A 16,514-nucleotide genomic window follows, 5' to 3' on the forward strand; every position below is an offset into this window, starting at 1 on the left:
CGGCGCCATTCCGGAGCATCCCCATGTCGAACACCAGCCGTCGGCGGTGGCCGCTGTTGCTGCCACCCCTGCTGTGGCAGTTGACCTTCTTCCTGCTGCCGCTGCTTTTCCTCTTCGTCATCTCGTTCTGGAGCGTCGTCAATTTCCGCCTGGAACCGGACATGACCCTCAAGAACTGGGACTTCATGCTGAGTCGCAGCTCGTTCTGGTCGGCCTACGGCCATACCTGGGCGCTGGCGCTCGGCGCGGCGGCCGTCACGACCGCCTGTTCCTTTCCTGCCGCCTGCAGTCTGGCGTTCACGGTGTCGGAGCGCACGCGCAAGCTCGCGCTGATGTTCCTGGTGGTGCCGTTCTTCACCAGCTATCTCGTGCGCGTGTATTCGTGGCAGGCCTTCCTCGCCGACAACGGCATCGTCAATGCGCTGCTGTCGGTCGTCGGCATCGACGGGCTGCCGATGCTGAACTCGGACTTCGGTTCGCTCGTCGGCTACGTCACGCTGGCGCTGCCGCTCGTGACGCTGGTGCAGACGATGGGGTTGGCGCAGATCGACCGCAACCTGATCGAGGCCGCGCACAACCTGCGCGCGGGGCCGGTGCGCACGCTGTTCGAGGTGATCATGCCGCTCGCGAAACCCTCGCTCGTCGTCGGCGCGCTCTTCGCCTTCATCCTCGCCTTCGGCGATTTCGTCGCGCCGACCTATCTCGGCGGCGGTGCTCCGCCGACGCTCAGCAACCTGATCATCGACACCACGAAGTCCGGCCAGCAGTGGCCGCGCGCGGCGGTCGTCGCGATCGTGATGATCCTCACCCTCGTCCTCACCTCCCTCGCGGCGGTGCGGCTGGCCTACGGGAGGCGCAAATGATGTCGGGAAACGGGATGCTGAAAATCGGCCGCTGGTTCGGGTGGGCCTATACGGGCTACACCTTCCTCTTCATCCTGGCGCCGATCGCCGCGAGCCTGGTGTTCTCGTTCAATGCGGACCGCTTCCCGTCGCTGCCGCTGAAGGGATTCACGACGGACTGGTACGGCGGCACCTTCACCGATCCGCTGGTCATCGAGGCCTTCCAGCGCAGCGTGATGGTGTCGATCCCGGTGGCGCTGCTGTCGACGATCCTCGGCTTCTGCGCGGCCTACTGCGACTTCCGCTTCGAGTTCCGCGGCAAGTCGCTGTTCGGCCTGCTGATGCTGCTGCCGCCGACGATTCCCGCCGTCATCATGGGACTGGGGATGCTGTCCTACCTGTCGCGCATCAACCTCGCCGGCGAGGTGTGGGCCGTGCTGATCAGCCATGTCGTGATCGCGCTGCCGTTCGCGATGGCGATGATCCGGCTGCGTCTGGCGCAGATGGACGCCGCGCTCGAGGAAGCGTCGTGGAACCTGCGCGCGTCGCCGGCGCAGACGCTGTGGCACGTCGTCCTGCCGTTCTGCAAGCAGAGCCTGGTCGCCGCCTTCCTGATCACCGCCGCGGTGTCCTTCGACGAGTTCGCCGTCGCGTGGTTCGTGTCGGGCCTCAACGAGACCGTGCCGGTGCGCGTGCTGGTGTTCCTGCAGGGGCAGGTCAGCCCGGTGATCAACGCGATCGGCACGGCGGTATTCACGTCCTCGATCCTCCTCGTCGCAATCGGCATGGGGTTCTCCGGCATGGGCAAGGCGAAGCGCGCCGCCGCCGATTCCCCGGCGCAGCCTGCGGGCGGCGCGGTTACCAACAACGGTTTGTCTTTGTGAGAACGACCATGACTCAAGCACTGGTAGAGATCGATCGCGTATCGAAGAGATTCGGCGACTACACGGCGGTCACCGAGACCTCGTTCAGCATCGGGCAGGGCGAGTTCCTGGCGATCATGGGCTCGAGCGGCTGCGGCAAGACGACCATGCTGCGCATGCTGGCCGGGCTCGAGGAGCCTTCAGCGGGCGAGATCCGCCTCGAGGGGTGCTCGCAGAAGGGCTTGCCGCCGTGGCGGCGCGAGTTGCCGCTGGTGTGGCAGAGCCTCGCGCTCTTCCCCTTCCTGAGCGTGCTCGACAACGTCGGCTTCGGCCTCAAGATGCGCGGCGTCGCCAAGGCCGAGCGCGACCGGCGCTCGCTCGCGTGGCTGCACAAGCTCGAGCTCGGCGAGTTCGCGAGCCGCAACGTGATGCAGCTCTCGGGCGGCCAGCGTCAGCGCGTCGCACTGGCGCGCGCGCTCGTCACCGAGCCCAAGGTGCTGCTGCTCGACGAGCCGTTGAGCGCGCTCGACGCCCACCTCAGCGTGCGCATGCAGGCGCTGCTGCGCTCCCTGCAGCGCGAGCTGGGCATTACCTTCGTGTATGTCACGCACAGCCAGACCGAAGCCTTCTCGATGGCCGACCGCGTCGTGATCATGAGCCGCGGCAAGGTCGAGCAGATCGGCTCGCCGCAGGCGATCTACCGCCATCCCGCGAACCGTTTCGTTGCCGAGTTCATCGGCAACGTGACGATCCTGCGCGGGAGCGTCGCCGAGGCCGGCGATCAGGCCATCCGCCTCAACACCGCCACGGGCGGGATGTCGGTGTCGCGCGGCAATTTCGCGGGCGCGCACGGGGCGCAGGCGGATTTCTACGTCAACGCCGACCAGATCGCGATCGGCGACGAGCCGCGGCACGAGAACCACGTGCGCGCGCGTTTCCTGAGCCACAAGTTCATCGGGAACATGGTGACGCTGTTCCTCGAGGTGCCCGGAATCGACGACGACCTCAAGGTGATCCTGCCCGAACGCACCTACGACTGCCTCGGCGTGCAGCCCGGCGACTCGGTCGTGGCGTCCTGGCCGGCGGCTGCGGCGCATTTTTTCGGCGGCACCGCCTGAGCCTGCGGGATGCATTCGGCCGACGTTTTCGTCGTCGTCGTTTTCAAGAAAACGCCCGTCGAAGTGCGGAAATTAGGGGGGCATCCCGTTCTTTAGCATGGACTTACGTTGTCGGTGCGCAGGTTCCCAGGCATCCGGCGATGTTTTCGGCAACACCCATTACATATAACAGGAGTGGATGGACATGACGAATCTGGTTACCGGCATTCAGTCGATCTCGGAAATGAAGGATCTGCTGCGCATCGAGAACGGCGAAAAGGTCAAGCACACGTTCTCGGAACAGGAATTCCACAACCGCCAGGCGAAGCTGCGCGCCTACATGGCGGCCAACGACATCGACGCCGTGCTGTTCACGTCGATGCACAACATCAACTACTACAGCGACTTCCTCTACTGCTCCTTCGGCCGCCCGTATGGCCTGGTCGTGACGCAGGAGAAGGTCGTGTCGATCAGCGCCAACATCGACGGCGGCCAGCCGTGGCGCCGCACCGTGGGCGACTACAACGTCGTCTACACCGATTGGCGCCGTGACAACTACTTCCGCGCGATCCAGCAGGAAATCGCCAACAAGGGCCGTGTCGGCGTCGAATATGACCACATCCCGGTCGAGCGCCTGGAAAAGCTCAAGGCCGCGCTGCCGAACGTCACGCTGACCGACATCGGCGCCCCGACGATGCGCATGCGCATGGTGAAGTCGGCCGAGGAGATCGCGCTGATCAAGCACGGCGCACAGGTGTGCGACGTCGGCGGTGCGGCGCTCGCGGCGGCCGTGCATGAAGGCGTGGCCGAGCACGAAGTGGCGCTCGCCTCGACGCAGGCGATGATCCGCGAGATCGCCAAGCGCTTCCCCGACTCGGAGCTGATGGACACCTGGACCTGGTTCCAGTCCGGCATCAACACCGACGGCGCGCACAACCCGGTGACCACGCGCAAGGTGCAGAAGGGCGACATCCTGTCGCTGAACTGCTTCTCGATGATCTCCGGCTACTACACCGCGCTCGAGCGCACGATGTTCTTCGACCATTGCGACGACGCCTCGCTCAAGCTGTGGGAGGTCAACGTCAAGGTGCACGAGGCCGGCCTCAAGCTCGTGAAGCCGGGCGTGCGCTGCTGCGACGTCGCCGCGCAGCTGAACGAGATCTTCGCCGAGCACGGCCTGCTGCAGTACCGCACCTTCGGCTACGGCCACTCCTTCGGCGTGCTGTCGCACTACTATGGCCGCGAGGCCGGCCTCGAATTCCGCGAGGACATCGAGACGGTGCTGGAGCCGGGCATGGTCGTGTCGATCGAGCCGATGATCATGCTGCCCGAAGGCATGCCCGGCGCCGGTGGCTACCGCGAGCACGACATCCTCGTCGTGACCGAGAACGGCGCCGAGAACATCACCGGCTTCAAGTACGGGCCGGAGCACAACATCATCCGCCGCTAAGCCGACGGAATCCGGCCTGCCGCGCCTGCGGCAGGCCGCCAAAACGATGACTGCCCCGGAAGAGGGCGGCGATTACACCGGAGACACATCCATGAAAAAAAGCCGCTGGGCCTCCTCCTAGAGCCCGCAGTGCGTCGACCTCGCAGGAGTCGTTGACGACCGCCTTTCCGTGCCGCGCCACCGTGGCCGGATCGCCGTCGCCTGCCCACCCGGATTTACCGTTCCGCGCGCCCGTGCCTTTGGGGCCCGGCGTGGCTTGCCGTGCGCGTCGGACGGATTCACACCAGGTTTCGTGGAGACAACATGAATACACAACAAGCCGTATTGAGGGGTGAGTGCGCCGTGGATAGCGAACAGCGCCTCGTGCGCCGCGCCGCCGCCGGAAGCTTCATCGGCAACTTCGTCGAATGGTTCGACTACGCGGCCTATGGCTATCTCGCCACTATCATCGCGGCGGTGTTCTTCCCGAGCGAGGACCGCGCGACGGCATTGATGTCGACCTTCGCCGTGTTCGCGATCTCGTTCTTCATCCGCCCGGTCGGGGGCGTGATCTGGGGGCACATCGGCGACCGCATCGGCCGCCGCGATGCGCTCTCGCTGTCGATCCTGATCATGTCGGGTTCGACCTTCGTCATCGCCTTCCTGCCGAGTTACGACATGGTCGGGATCTGGGCGCCGATTCTCCTGCTGCTTGTGCGCCTGGTGCAGGGCTTTTCGGCTTCGGGCGAATACGCCGGGGCCTCGGCCTTCATTGCCGAGTATGCGCCGGCGAAGAAGCGTGGCCTGTACACCAGCCTGGTGCCGGCCAGCACCGCGGCGGGCCTGCTCTTCGGCTCGCTGCTCGTCGCGTGGATGCACACCGTGCTGACGACCGAGGAAATGCACGCCTGGGGCTGGCGCCTGCCCTTCCTGCTGGCCGCGCCCTTCGGCCTGATCGGCCGCTGGATCCGCACCAACCTGGAGGACACGCCGGCCTTCCGCGCGATGGAATCGAAACACGCCCACAAGGAGGCCGCGCCGATCGGACTGCTGCTCACGCGTTACCGCCGGACGGTGATCGTCGCGCTGGGCGTCGCCAGCCTCAACGCGGTCGGCTTCTACGTACTGCTGTCCTACATGCCGACCTACCTCAGCACCGAGCAGGGCCTCAGCGAAGCGGCATCGTTCCGCGCCGCGACGATCTCGCTGATCGCCTACATCGGCTTCATCTTCCTGATGGGCAAGCTCTCGGACATGTTCGGGCGCAAGACCATGCTGGTCTTCGCCGCGGTGAGCTTCATGGCGATGAGCGTCGCGCTGTTCCGCGCGCTGCCGGGCGCCAGTTTCGAAACGATGCTGATGATCCAGATCATGTTCGGACTGCTGCTCGCGATGAACGACGGCACGCTCGCGTGCTTCCTCGCCGAGACCTTCCCGACCTCGGTGCGCTACAGCGGCTTCGCATTGAGCTTCAACCTCGCGAACACGCTCTTCGGTGGCACCGCACCGTTCATCTGCACCTGGCTGATCAAGACCACCGGCAACCCGTTTGCCCCGGCGTGGTACCTGGTCGGCGCCGCGACGGTGTCGCTGGTCGCGATCCTCGCCACGCGCACGCGCTCGGGCGACGACTTCATCGAATCGAGAGCCTGAGCGGGAGCGCGCCGCCGTCCGGTCAAGCGCAGGGCGCTTGCTGGCCGGCGACGCGCCCTGGCAATACCTTCCGGGGAGGCGGCCAATCTTCCCGTCAGGCCGCCTGCTTGTTCAGGGCGCCGGACTCGATCCGGTTCTCCCCGCGGCCGAGGCTGAACCTCCCGGGGCCCAGCAGGGCGACGTAGAACATGCCGCCCATGATCGCCAGATTCTTCAGAAAATGATTCAGCTGGTTCGAATAGCTGGCGGCGTCGGCACTCCAGTACGGGTGAAAGATCAGGGTGGTCGGAATCAGGAAGAGGATGAAGGCGCCGGCCGCCCATCGCGCTTTCCAGCCGAGGATGAGGGACAAGCCGCCCAGCACTTCGAGGGCAATCGTGCCGGCCAGAAGCAGTTCGCTCACGGGCAGCCCCTTCGAGGCCATGTAGCCCGCGACGGCGGCAAAGCGCCCGATCTTGCCGACCCCCGAAATGAGGAAGATGAGGCCCAACAGACCCCTTCCGATCAGCAGTCCCGCCGCTTGTCTGTCCTGTACGTTTGTCATGATGCGCTCTCCTGTCAAAAACTCGTCCTGGTCTTCCGACGCTTTGTTGGGCGAATTTTGACGATTGCATGAGATCGCTAAAATATAGAATAATTGAAATTACTTTTTCGATTATCGCAAAAATGGCCATCGACCGTTTCGAGGCGTTGCGTGTCTTTTGCCGCATTGTCGAAATGGGCAGCTTCAGTCGCACTGCCCGGCTTCTCGACATGTCGAATTCCTCGGTGACCAACCACCTCACGAACCTGGAAGAACACCTGGGCGTCCGGCTGCTCAACCGGACGACGCGCAAGCTCTCCCTGACCGACGAGGGCCGGGCCTGCTACGACCGCGCCCGCGATTTGCTGGATGGGCTCGGCGAATTGGAGGAGGGCTTGCGCGGGGCGAAGGCCGTGCCCCAGGGGGTGCTCCGGGTCGACGTTCCCACCGCGATCGGGCGCATGTATATCGCGCCGGCGTTGCCTCGTTTCGCAGAGCTTTATCCCGAAGTGACGGTGAGGATGACGCTCGGGGACCAGGTCCTCGCACCCGAGGAAACGGGCGTGGATGTCTCCATCCGCATCGGGGACCTGAAGGAGTCGTCGCGGGTGGCGAAGACGATTCACCGGGCGCGCTACGTGTGCTGCGCATCGCCCGATTTCCTGGCCAGGCATGGCACCCCGGCGGCGCCGCAGGATCTGGCGAGGTATCCGCAGATCGGCTTTTTGCAGCCGACTTCGCGGCATCCCGTCCCCTGGTACTTCAGCAAGGGCGACGTCGCGTTCGAGCAGATGCCCGACGCCCGCATCTGGATCAATCACGCCGAGTCGCTGATCGATGCGGCCATATCCGGCGGCGGCGTGGTCCAGCTCTTTTCCCTTTCGCTGCAGCGCTACTTTGCGAAAGGGGTCCTGGTGCCGATCCTGGCGGACTGGTCGGCCCCGGGCCCGCCGATCTCGATCCTTTATCCGCCAAGCCGCCACCAGCCCGCGAAGATCAGCGCGTTCGTGAGGTTCGTGAGCGAGCTGTTTGATGATCAGCTCGAATAAGGCTCGGGGGTAATGCCCGCTCGGTGTGCACCGTGAGGGGCGCGAACCGGCCCGTGCTCAATATTATTGTCTGTATGTGCAACAATGTGCTGTTAATTGTAAATATACAGATCAATCGTATTGGCTAGTATTCCTCCAGGCATGTACCCCGCTGTCGCGCCACCCGAGCGCAAACCTGCCTGGAGACGAATCACATGGAAAGCCCACTCAGCGAGACGCTCGAACAGGCCTTCGCGCAAGCCACCAAGCTGTACCAGGAGCGCGGCTTCCAGCGCCGCGTCGGCTTTGGCAAGAAGCCGGCGCTGATCAACGTCGACCTTGCGAACGCCTGGACGCGCCCGGGCAACCCCTTCACCTGCGAGAAGATCGACGCCACGTTCGCTGACGTGGAATCGGTCGGGCGCCGCGTCGATTACCTGTACTCGATGAAGGGCTGACTCCGGCCGGGCCGGGTGAGGGGCCGTGCGCCCTGGACGGCCCCTTCGCTGGTGAATGCATGCCCGAATAAACAACGATGGCGAAGACGGTCGTGGCCCGCACGCGGGGGTGAAGTCGTATGAAATTGGCAGGCTGGTTAATCAAACAGATTCGGAAAATGAATCGAATCCGATAGTCGAGATTCGTGTGGAAATTATTTCGGGTTAGCTCAATTTTCTGCGAAAAAAATTTCCGTGATCTGCACTAATCAAGTGCGTAGATAAAGCTGGCTATATTTTCTGGCAGCTTCAGAAGGCTGCAGATCGTTCTGTCGACTTGAAGGCGGTTTGGCGAAGGCTTGGATCGTCGAGAAATCGCATGGCTGTTCGTGATTAATCCGTCTTTGATCGCGGATATTGTCAACGGGCGAGTTGTGCGCATAATAAATTTGCGCGGCAATCGTTTTGGTACGAGTGCCATGAATTCCCCTTCGCTCTGATATCATATCCATCCTCGTTTGTCGCTTGAAATAGCGAAAAATCTTGTAAATACAAGATGATAGGCGCTTCTTCGGGTGGTTTTATGCAGGATGGAATTACGCCCTTCGCGATGGGGCGTGACGTGCCGATCCTGATCCGGAGAGGACGTCAGAATCGTCACGTCCATATTTTTCATTTCAGATTCAGGTTTGCCGGAATCACCGTTCCGGATGTCTCTTTTTGTCCATGGCGATTTCCAATGGGGTGGAGGTTAAGGTCGCATAAAATCGGTTTGTGCATCAACGCCCCAGGAAGAGACATTAATGGTTCGTCTTGCACAAATCTGGTGCGTCAAATGAAAAGATAATCAAAAAATGGTCTGATTGGGTTCGTAATAATTGGCGTCTCCTGCGGGAATTTCTTGTGTTTTCCATTTCTCGTTAAGTTGGCATTGCAATTGCTATCGGTTAATTGCCAATTTATTTTCAGGAGACTGTTATGGCAAGAATCGGAGTGGACGTCGGAGGCACCTTCACGGATCTGGTGCTCGAGGTCGAAGGTGAGAAGCAAGGCAAGCATCGCGTCTACGTGCATAAGGTACCGAGTACTCCATGGGATCAGTCGGAAGGGGTGCTGGGCGGCATCCTGGAGATTTGCCGCATCGGCGGAATTTATCCCAGCGATGTGCGCCTGATCGTGCACGGCACGACGGTCGCGACCAACATCACGATCGAGCACAACGGCGCCGAAGTCGGGATGCTCACGACGCGGGGCTTCCGCGACATCCTGCACATCGGCCGGCACAAGCGTCCGGAGAATTTCTCGCTGCAGTTCGACGTGCCGTGGCAGTCGCGGCCGCTGGTGAAGCGTCGCAACCGCATCGCGATCGGCGAGCGGGTCATGCCGCCGCACGGCGAAGTCGCGCAGCCGCTTGATGAAGACGAGGTGCGTGCGGCGGCCGAGCTCTTCAAGGCGCGCGGCATCCGCTCCGTGATCGTGTGTTTCCTCTATTCGTTCCTGAACGATGCGCACGAACGCCGCGCGAAGGAGATCATTCAGGAGGTGCTGCCCGACGCCTACGTCTCGTGCTCCTCGGAGGTCGCGAACGTCATCCGCGAGTACGAGCGCTTCTCGACGACGGCGATGAACGCCTATGTCGGCCCCAAGACCTCCCTCTACCTGAAGAACCTCGAGCAGAAGCTCGTCGACGCGGGCATCAAGGCGCACCTGCGCATCATGCAGTCGAACGGCGGCGTGTCGACGGTCGAGAAGTGCTCGAAGGAGGCGGTGTCGATCCTGATGTCGGGCCTGGCCGGCGGCGTGATGGGCGGCCGCTGGGCCGGCGCGCTGTCGGAGGAGAAGAACGTCATCACCGTCGACATCGGCGGCACGTCGGCGGACTTCAGCACGATCCCCGACGGCAAGGTGAAGATCATGAACCCGCGCGACACCTACGTCGGCGCGTATCCCATCCTCGCGCCGATGATCGACCTCGCGACGATGGGGGCGGGCGGGGGCTCGATCGCCTACATCGACGAAGGCGGCGCCTTCCGCGTCGGTCCGCGTTCGGCCGGCGCCGATCCGGGGCCCGCATGCTACGGCAAGGGCGGCACCGAGCCGACGGTCACCGACGCGCAGGTCGTGCTCGGGCGGCTGGACCCCGACCATTTCCTCGGTGGCGGCATCGAGATCGATGCCGAACTTGCGCGCGAAGCGATCCGCACGAAGGTCGCAGAGCCGCTCGGGCTCACGGTCGAAGAGGCCGCGCTCGGCATCATCCGCATCCTCAACTCCAACATGTCGCTCGCGATCCGCGCGAACTCGGTCGCCAAGGGCTACGACCCGCGCAAGTTCGCGCTCGCCCCGTTCGGCGGTGCGGGGCCGCTCAACGGCGTCGCGCTTGCCGAGGCCGTCAGTGCACGCGAAGTGATCGTGCCGCCCGCACCGGGAATCACCGCGGCGATCGGGCTGCTTGTCACCGACATGCAGTACGAATTCATGCGCTCGGTGCCGACGCTGCTGAAGGACGTCGAACAGCCCGCGCTCGACAAGCTCAACCGCGTGATCGACGAGCTCACCGCGCTGTGCCGCGAGCGGCTCGACGACGACGGCGTGCCGGCTGACAACCAGCACTTCGTGCGCATCGCCGAATGCCGCTACCACGGACAGGGTTTCGAGCTGCGCGCGGACATTCCCGAGGGTCGGATCGACGGCGAGCGGCTCGCCGCCGTCAAGGCGAGCTTCCAGGCGCAGCACAAGCGGGACTACGGCTGGGCCTTCGACGACGTCGATGTCGAGATCGTGACGATCCGCATCATCGGCATCGCCCGCACCCGGCCGCTCGCGTGGCCCGAACTGGAGGACGCCGCGGGGAGTAGCCCCGACTCCGCACTGATGTACGAGCGGCCGACGATCTTTGACGACAGGAAGTCCTACGCGACGCCGCGCTATGACCGGAAGAAGCTGAAGGCCGGGCACGAGCTCTCCGGCCCCGCGATCATCGTCCAGCACGACTCGACGACGCTGGTCCCGCCGGGCTACGTGGCCAAGGTTTCGGCCAAGGGCAACATCCACATCAATGCGCAGCGCGCCTAAGGAGCACCAGATGAACCCGTCGAACACCAAGGTCGACCCGATCACCCTGCAGGTCATCAGCGGCGCATTGCATACCATCGCCGAAGAGATGGGCCACGTGCTTTATCGCATGTCCTTCTCGTCGATCATTCGCGAGTCGCAGGACATCGGTGCGGGCCTCTTCGACTTGCAGTTCAACACCCTGACCGAATCCGAGGGCTCGCCGCTGCACATCGGCTCGATCCCGGCCTACCTGCGCGGCATCGACGCCTGCCTGCAGGGCGGCACGTGGAACGAGGGCGACGTCGTGCTCCACAACCACCCGTATTACGGCGCGAGCCACAGCCCCGACCTGTGCATCGTCGTGCCGGTGTTCTGGCGCGGCGAGCTGGTCGCCTTCGCGGCCAATACCGCGCACCACGTCGATATCGGTGCGGCAACGCCCGGCCTCATCATCGACATCCCGGACGTCTTCGCCGAAGGCATGCTCTTCGCCGGCATCAAGCTCTACGAAGGGGGCAAGCGCAACGAGGGGCTGTGGCAGTACATCAGCCACAACAGCCGCACCGCGAAACAGACCAAGGACGACATCGACGCGCAGATCGCCTCGGCGATGCTCGGCGCGCAGCGCATGCAGGAACTCCTCGATACCTACGGCAAGGAGACGGTGTTCGGCGCGGCGGACCAGCTGATGGACTACACGGAGGCGATGATGCGCAGCCGCATCGCCGAGATCCCCGACGGCGAATACTTCGCCGAAGGCTATCTCGACGACGACGGTGCGAACCGCGACAAGCGCCTGCCGATCAAGGTGTGCGTGCGCGTCACCGGCGACAGCGTCGAGGTCGACCTCACCGGCTCGGCCGATCAGGTGCCGACCGGCTTCAACGTGCCGTTCGAAGGCTCGACGAAACCGGCCTGCTACTGCGCCTTCCGCGCGATGCTCACCGATGCCGCGATGATGGAGGTGAAGCTGCCGCCGAATGAAGGTTCCTTCCGCCCGATCAAGGTCACGGCGCCGAAAGGCTCGATCTTCAACCCGATCTACCCGGCGGCGGCCGAGGCGCGCTTCACGCAGTGCAACCGCATGATCGACCTGATCATCAAGGCGCTTGCGCCCGTGATGCCGCAGCGGGTCACCGCCGGCAACTCGGCGACGCTGTCCTTCGCCGCGTACTCGGGCATCAAGGCCGAAGGCGACTACTGGGTGTTTCTCGAAGTCAATGAGGGCGCCTACGGCGGTCGGCCGCAGTCGGACGGGCCGGACTCGATCGACAACCTGATGGCGAACACGCGCAACAACCCGATCGAGGACCTCGGCATGCACCTGCCGATGGTGTGCGACCGCTACGAGCTGCGCGACGACGTGATGCCCGGAGCGGGGCAGTTTCGCGGCGGCATCGGCGTCGTCAAGACGCAGCGCCTGCTCACCGACGGCGCCATCACGCACGAGTCCGAGCGCCATCTGGACGTACCCTGGGGCGCCTTCGGCGGCACCGACGGTGCGGCGGGCCGCGTCGAGATCTTCCTGCCGGACGGCACGAAGCAGGACACCTACGCGAAGTTCTCCAACCTGCGCGTGCCGGCGGGTGGTGGCATGGCGTACTACGCACCCTGCGGCGGGGGCTATGGCGACCCGCTCGATCGCCCGGCCCGCAAGGTGCTCGAGGATGTCATGGACGATTTCTGCACCCTCGACCACGCCCGCGAGGTCTATGGAGTGATCATCTCCGGGGACCTCCTCCTCGACGAGGCGGCCACGCAGGCGCGCCGCACGCTGCTCCGCCTGGAGCGGCAGACGGCGGACGCGACGCCCGCTCCCGAGCCCGCAACGGCCTGACCGGCGCGGCAGCACCCACCCCGTAATCCGTAGCTCCGACACACCCGGCCGCAAGGCCGGGTGGGGAGGCGTGCGTCCTCGTCGCGCCGCCACCCCGTGCATTTTCGTTCGTCATTCCGGCAACTGTTCCGTCATCAAGGAGAACTTGCATCATGAACAAAGTCGAAGCGGCCACTGCGCCAATCGGTGGGGCGGCGACCCGCTCCCACCTGCTCGAAGAGTCGATCCTGCCGGTGCTGAGCACGCAGCGCACGATCGGCACACTGGGTTTCGTGTGGATCTGGATCGGCCTCGCGGTCATCATCGCGACCTTCCAGCTCGGCGCCACCGGCGTCGAATCGCTGCCGCTGTGGCAGGTCGTGGCCGTGATCCTCGCGGCCAACGTCGCGCTGGCGTTGTTGATGACGCTGACCGCCGACATCGGCACCGAGCACGGCCTGTCGTTCGCGGTCTATCTGCGCGCGCCTTTCGGGACATCCGGCACGCACCTGCCGGCGCTTTTCCGTGGCGTGGTCGCCGCGATCTGGTTCGGCATCCAGACCTACCTCGGTGCGCTCGCGATCAACGGCATCGTCGAGTACCTGACCGGCTTCTCGAGCTGGCCGTTGTGGTACGCGCTGTTCGCGGTCGTGCAGATCTGGAACACCGCCTGCGGCATCAAGGCGGTCGAGAAGCTTGCCGACATCGCCGCGCCCGCGATCATCGCCATTTCGATCTGGATGTACTACACGCTCGACGTGATGGCGCAGACCAAGGGCCTCAACATCTGGAACTGGGTCGGCGGCAAGGACACGACGATCCTGACGCTCTTCCTCGCGAACATGGCGTTCTGGTCGACGCTCGCGATCGATATCCCCAACATCACCCGCTTCCTGAAGGTCGAGGAAGGCACGAAGAGCTTCGTGCGGCGCAACCGTCACGTCTTCCTCGCGCAACTCGTTGCCCTCCCGGCCACGCAGACGTGGGTGGCGGTGATCGGTGCGGCCTCCTTCATCGCCGCCGGCAACTGGGATCCGATCACGGTGATTCAGAGCAGCGCCACCGGCTTCTCGCTGATCGTGCTGCTGGTGATGGTGATCCTCGCACAATGGTCGACGAACAACGCTGCGAACCTGATTCCCGCAGCGCTCACGTTCGTGAATGCGGGCGCGCCGCGCATCGGCTACCGCAGTGCCATCGTCCTCGCCGGCATCATCGGCACGCTGTCGATGCCTTGGCTGATTCTCGACAACCTGTTCAGCTTCCTGTTCTCGTACGGGTCCTTCCTGTCGACGATCGGCGGGATCATGGTCGCGGACTATTTCGTGATCCGGCGTCGGCGATTGAATGTGCCGGATCTCTACGAAGTCGATGGCCAGTTCCGTTTCCTCGGAGGCGTCAATCCGGCCGGCGTCGTCACCTGGCTCGCCGGCGGCGCGGCTGCCTTCTACTCGGGCTCCTGGGCCTTTGTCGTCGGCTTCGCGCTCGGCTTCGCCCTCTATCTGCTGCTGATGTGGCTGTGGGTCCTGCCGCGCTACCCGCAGGCCGAGGTCACGTCCCGCTACAGCGACCGCTTCCTCGCCACCAGCGTCGGCCACAACTGGACCTATACCCCCGCGCGCGGCTTTTCACGCGTGTCCTCGCAGCAGTTGAGCGACGCCCAGACACGCGAAGACCTTTGATCCCGCCTCCCCACCGAAAACACGAACAGGACGACCACGATGAAACAACTTGCCGGAAACAACAAACCGCGCCGCGCGCTGACGGGCATCGCGCTGGCCCTTGCCCTGGGCGGCGCCGCAGGGCAGGCCGCTGCAGCCGAGTGGAGCGAGACGGACGTGCAGGTCATGAACGGCACGCGCTTCCGCGATCCGGGCAATCCCGACGACGTCACGAAGACGACGGTGACGCTGCAGCACGTGAGCGGCTACGCCTATGGGCGCAACTACTTCTTCGTCGATTCTTATTGGGGAACGAAGAACGCGCCGCGCGCGAACGACATCTACGGTGAGTACTACCACTACCTGAGCCTGGGCAAGATCACCGGCGCGAAGTTCGGCGAGGGTGTGCTGAAGGACGTCAGCCTGACCGCGGGCGTCAACGCGGGAGCCTCGACCGGGGGCGCGGCGACGCGGGTCCTGCTCTACGGCGTGACGCTGGATTTCGCGGTGCCCGGGTTCAGCTACTTCAACGTGGACCTGCTCGCTTATGACGACCGCTCGCAGTTCAACGGCGTGCAAACCCGTTACCGGAACAGCTACCAGGTAACCCCGGTATGGCGGCTGCCGTTCAGCATCGGCCCCACGCACTGGTCCTTCGAGGGTTTTTGCGACTTCATCGGCGCGCGCGGCCAGGGCACCGTCAATCAGACCCTGTGCCAGCCGCAACTGCGTCTGGATGTCGGTCAACTCGTGTCGGGACGCCGCGATGCGTTCTACATCGGCACCGAGTACCAGTACTGGCGCAACAAGTACGGCATCGACGGCCTCGACGAGAGCTTCCCCAACATCATGGCCGTCGTGAAGTTCTAAGGCGCACATCCGCCGATGTTGCGGAGTCGCCGCGGGCGGCCGTCGGTCGTTCCTGGCGGCTCCGTGCTCGCTTGCGTCGATGTCGGGATTTCCTTGTGCCGGCAAGCGGATAGGGGTACTGGCCGCGTGTCGATGATCGCCGAAATAATGTATTTCAAACGCAATAATCGACGACTAATTGTAAATAGACGAAGCAATAGTAGGACGACTAGTATTTCCTGCAGGCAAAGACAACTTTGTCGCAACCCCAAGGATGAAAACGATCTGGAGATCATGCTGAAATGGATACCGAACTGAACACGATGCTCAAACAAGCCTTCGCGCAAGCCACCAAGCTCTACCAGGAGCGCGGCTTCCAGCGCCGCGTGGGCTTTGGCAAGAAGCCGGCGCTGATCAACGTCGACCTTGCGAACGCCTGGACGCGCCCGGGCAACCCCTTCACCTGCGAGAAGATCGACGACGAGATCATCCCCGGCGTGCAGCGCCTGCTGAAGGCGTGCCGCGAGAACAATCATCCGGTGATCCACGTGACGACCTGCTACCAGGTCACCGACCGCAACAATCCGAACACCGACATGGGCCTGTGGCACAACAAGATTCCGGTCGATGTCGTGAATCAGGAAGACGAGAACATCTGGGCAATCGACTCGCGCATCGCGCCGATCGCCGGTGAGCAGGTGCTGGTCAAGAAGCGCGCGAGTTCCTTCCATGGCACCTACCTCGCGGGCTTCCTGCGCGCGGCCGGGGTCGACACCATCCTCGTGACCGGCGTGACCGCGTCGGCCTGCGTGCGCACGACGCTGTGCGACGGCCTGGCCGAGGGTTTCCGTACGATCGCCGTGCGTGAGTGCATCGGCGACCGCGTGCCCGGCGCGGTCGAGTGGAACCTGTTCGACATCGACGCCAAGTTCGCCGACGTCGAGTCGGTCGACCGCTGCGTCGATTACCTCTATTCGCTGAAGGGCTGATCGGGGGGCGGCAGAGTTCCAGCAAATGATTCGATAGCGAAGCGCTTCCGGTGATCCGGGTAGCACCGTTTCTTGCGAAATTGCACACGGCTTGCCGGCGTCCCGGTTCCATCGGTCGGCCAAGTTCGCTGCGGTGCGAAATCGGATCACCGGCACGCGTACGCGGAAAACCGGCAGTCGTTTCGCCTGGATTGACCCGGTCCGCAAGTCCTCGACGAAGTCAGGCCGCCTTTGGTACCCCCGGCCGTCCATGCATAGGGAATCTGCTCG

13 protein-coding genes are annotated in these 16,514 nt (G+C 63.9%); 12 read left to right on the plus strand and 1 reads right to left on the minus strand.

What is annotated here, in order from left to right:
* Positions 1 to 23 precede the first annotated feature (23 nt).
* The 5 genes from GPA22_RS04170 to GPA22_RS04190 all read left to right on the plus strand — a co-directional run bounded on the left by GPA22_RS04170 (position 24) and on the right by GPA22_RS04190 (position 5,884).
* On the plus strand, positions 24 to 863 hold the full coding sequence (locus GPA22_RS04170) for an ABC transporter permease (RefSeq protein ID WP_169254844.1): 840 nt from the start codon (positions 24 to 26) through the stop codon (positions 861 to 863).
* 14 nt (positions 864 to 877) lie between these two features.
* Positions 878 to 1,726 carry an ABC transporter permease gene (locus GPA22_RS04175; RefSeq protein ID WP_169254845.1) on the plus strand — a complete coding sequence of 283 codons (849 nt, stop codon included), beginning with the start codon at positions 878 to 880 and terminating at the stop codon, positions 1,724 to 1,726.
* 8 nt (positions 1,727 to 1,734) lie between these two features.
* On the plus strand, positions 1,735 to 2,823 hold the full coding sequence (locus GPA22_RS04180; RefSeq protein WP_169254846.1) for an ABC transporter ATP-binding protein: 1,089 nt from the start codon (positions 1,735 to 1,737) through the stop codon (positions 2,821 to 2,823).
* 184 nt (positions 2,824 to 3,007) lie between these two features.
* Positions 3,008 to 4,252, plus strand: coding sequence for a M24 family metallopeptidase (locus GPA22_RS04185; RefSeq protein WP_169254847.1), 1,245 nt, complete (start codon positions 3,008 to 3,010; stop codon positions 4,250 to 4,252).
* A gap of 303 nt (positions 4,253 to 4,555) precedes the next feature.
* Positions 4,556 to 5,884 (plus strand): MFS transporter, encoded by a 1,329-nt coding sequence (locus GPA22_RS04190; protein WP_169254848.1) that lies wholly within the window; start codon positions 4,556 to 4,558, stop codon positions 5,882 to 5,884.
* 94 nt (positions 5,885 to 5,978) lie between these two features.
* On the opposite strand, the gene GPA22_RS04195 is transcribed toward GPA22_RS04190, so the two are convergent.
* Positions 5,979 to 6,428: a DoxX family protein gene (locus tag GPA22_RS04195; protein WP_169254849.1), complete on the minus strand. Its 450-nt coding sequence runs from the start codon at positions 6,426 to 6,428 to the stop codon at positions 5,979 to 5,981.
* Between the two features lie 122 nt (positions 6,429 to 6,550).
* On the opposite strand from GPA22_RS04195, the gene GPA22_RS04200 reads away from it, so the two are divergent.
* From GPA22_RS04200 to GPA22_RS04230, 7 genes are all read left to right on the plus strand, one after another.
* On the plus strand, positions 6,551 to 7,456 hold the full coding sequence (locus GPA22_RS04200) for a LysR family transcriptional regulator (protein ID WP_169254850.1): 906 nt from the start codon (positions 6,551 to 6,553) through the stop codon (positions 7,454 to 7,456).
* Between the two features lie 194 nt (positions 7,457 to 7,650).
* Positions 7,651 to 7,893 (plus strand): hypothetical protein, encoded by a 243-nt coding sequence (locus GPA22_RS04205; protein WP_246264069.1) that lies wholly within the window; start codon positions 7,651 to 7,653, stop codon positions 7,891 to 7,893.
* Between the two features lie 957 nt (positions 7,894 to 8,850).
* Positions 8,851 to 10,947: a hydantoinase/oxoprolinase family protein gene (locus GPA22_RS04210; protein WP_169254851.1), complete on the plus strand. Its 2,097-nt coding sequence runs from the start codon at positions 8,851 to 8,853 to the stop codon at positions 10,945 to 10,947.
* A gap of 10 nt (positions 10,948 to 10,957) precedes the next feature.
* Positions 10,958 to 12,766 carry a hydantoinase B/oxoprolinase family protein gene (locus tag GPA22_RS04215; protein WP_169254852.1) on the plus strand — a complete coding sequence of 603 codons (1,809 nt, stop codon included), beginning with the start codon at positions 10,958 to 10,960 and terminating at the stop codon, positions 12,764 to 12,766.
* Positions 12,767 to 12,918: 152 nt separating this feature from the next.
* Positions 12,919 to 14,427: an NCS1 family transporter gene (locus GPA22_RS04220; protein ID WP_169254853.1), complete on the plus strand. Its 1,509-nt coding sequence runs from the start codon at positions 12,919 to 12,921 to the stop codon at positions 14,425 to 14,427.
* 39 nt (positions 14,428 to 14,466) lie between these two features.
* Positions 14,467 to 15,276, plus strand: a complete 810-nt coding sequence (locus tag GPA22_RS04225) for a DUF5020 family protein (protein WP_169254854.1) — start codon at positions 14,467 to 14,469, stop codon at positions 15,274 to 15,276.
* Between the two features lie 281 nt (positions 15,277 to 15,557).
* Positions 15,558 to 16,244 carry an isochorismatase family protein gene (locus GPA22_RS04230; protein ID WP_169254855.1) on the plus strand — a complete coding sequence of 229 codons (687 nt, stop codon included), beginning with the start codon at positions 15,558 to 15,560 and terminating at the stop codon, positions 16,242 to 16,244.
* The last annotated feature ends 270 nt before the right edge of the window (positions 16,245 to 16,514 follow it).

It is taken from the genome of Aromatoleum toluvorans (genome assembly GCF_012910905.1).
In the GTDB taxonomy this organism is placed as follows: Bacteria; Pseudomonadota; Gammaproteobacteria; order Burkholderiales; family Rhodocyclaceae; genus Aromatoleum; species Aromatoleum toluvorans.

Bases quoted from the DNA above. Each gene is read 5' to 3' on its own strand.
- GPA22_RS04175 (WP_169254845.1), top strand. From the start codon at position 878: ATGCTGAAAATCGGCCGCTGGTTCGGGTGGGCCTATACGGGCTACACC.
- GPA22_RS04230 (WP_169254855.1), top strand. From the start codon at position 15,558: ATGGATACCGAACTGAACACGATGCTCAAACAAGCCTTCGCGCAAGCC.
- GPA22_RS04210 (WP_169254851.1), top strand. From the start codon at position 8,851: ATGGCAAGAATCGGAGTGGACGTCGGAGGCACCTTCACGGATCTGGTG.
- GPA22_RS04225 (WP_169254854.1), top strand. From the start codon at position 14,467: ATGAAACAACTTGCCGGAAACAACAAACCGCGCCGCGCGCTGACGGGC.
- GPA22_RS04170 (WP_169254844.1), top strand. From the start codon at position 24: ATGTCGAACACCAGCCGTCGGCGGTGGCCGCTGTTGCTGCCACCCCTG.
- GPA22_RS04185 (WP_169254847.1), top strand. From the start codon at position 3,008: ATGACGAATCTGGTTACCGGCATTCAGTCGATCTCGGAAATGAAGGAT.
- GPA22_RS04220 (WP_169254853.1), top strand. From the start codon at position 12,919: ATGAACAAAGTCGAAGCGGCCACTGCGCCAATCGGTGGGGCGGCGACC.
- GPA22_RS04190 (WP_169254848.1), top strand. From the start codon at position 4,556: ATGAATACACAACAAGCCGTATTGAGGGGTGAGTGCGCCGTGGATAGC.
- GPA22_RS04195 (WP_169254849.1), bottom strand. From the start codon at position 6,428: ATGACAAACGTACAGGACAGACAAGCGGCGGGACTGCTGATCGGAAGG.
- GPA22_RS04200 (WP_169254850.1), top strand. From the start codon at position 6,551: ATGGCCATCGACCGTTTCGAGGCGTTGCGTGTCTTTTGCCGCATTGTC.
- GPA22_RS04205 (WP_246264069.1), top strand. From the start codon at position 7,651: ATGGAAAGCCCACTCAGCGAGACGCTCGAACAGGCCTTCGCGCAAGCC.
- GPA22_RS04215 (WP_169254852.1), top strand. From the start codon at position 10,958: ATGAACCCGTCGAACACCAAGGTCGACCCGATCACCCTGCAGGTCATC.
- GPA22_RS04180 (WP_169254846.1), top strand. From the start codon at position 1,735: ATGACTCAAGCACTGGTAGAGATCGATCGCGTATCGAAGAGATTCGGC.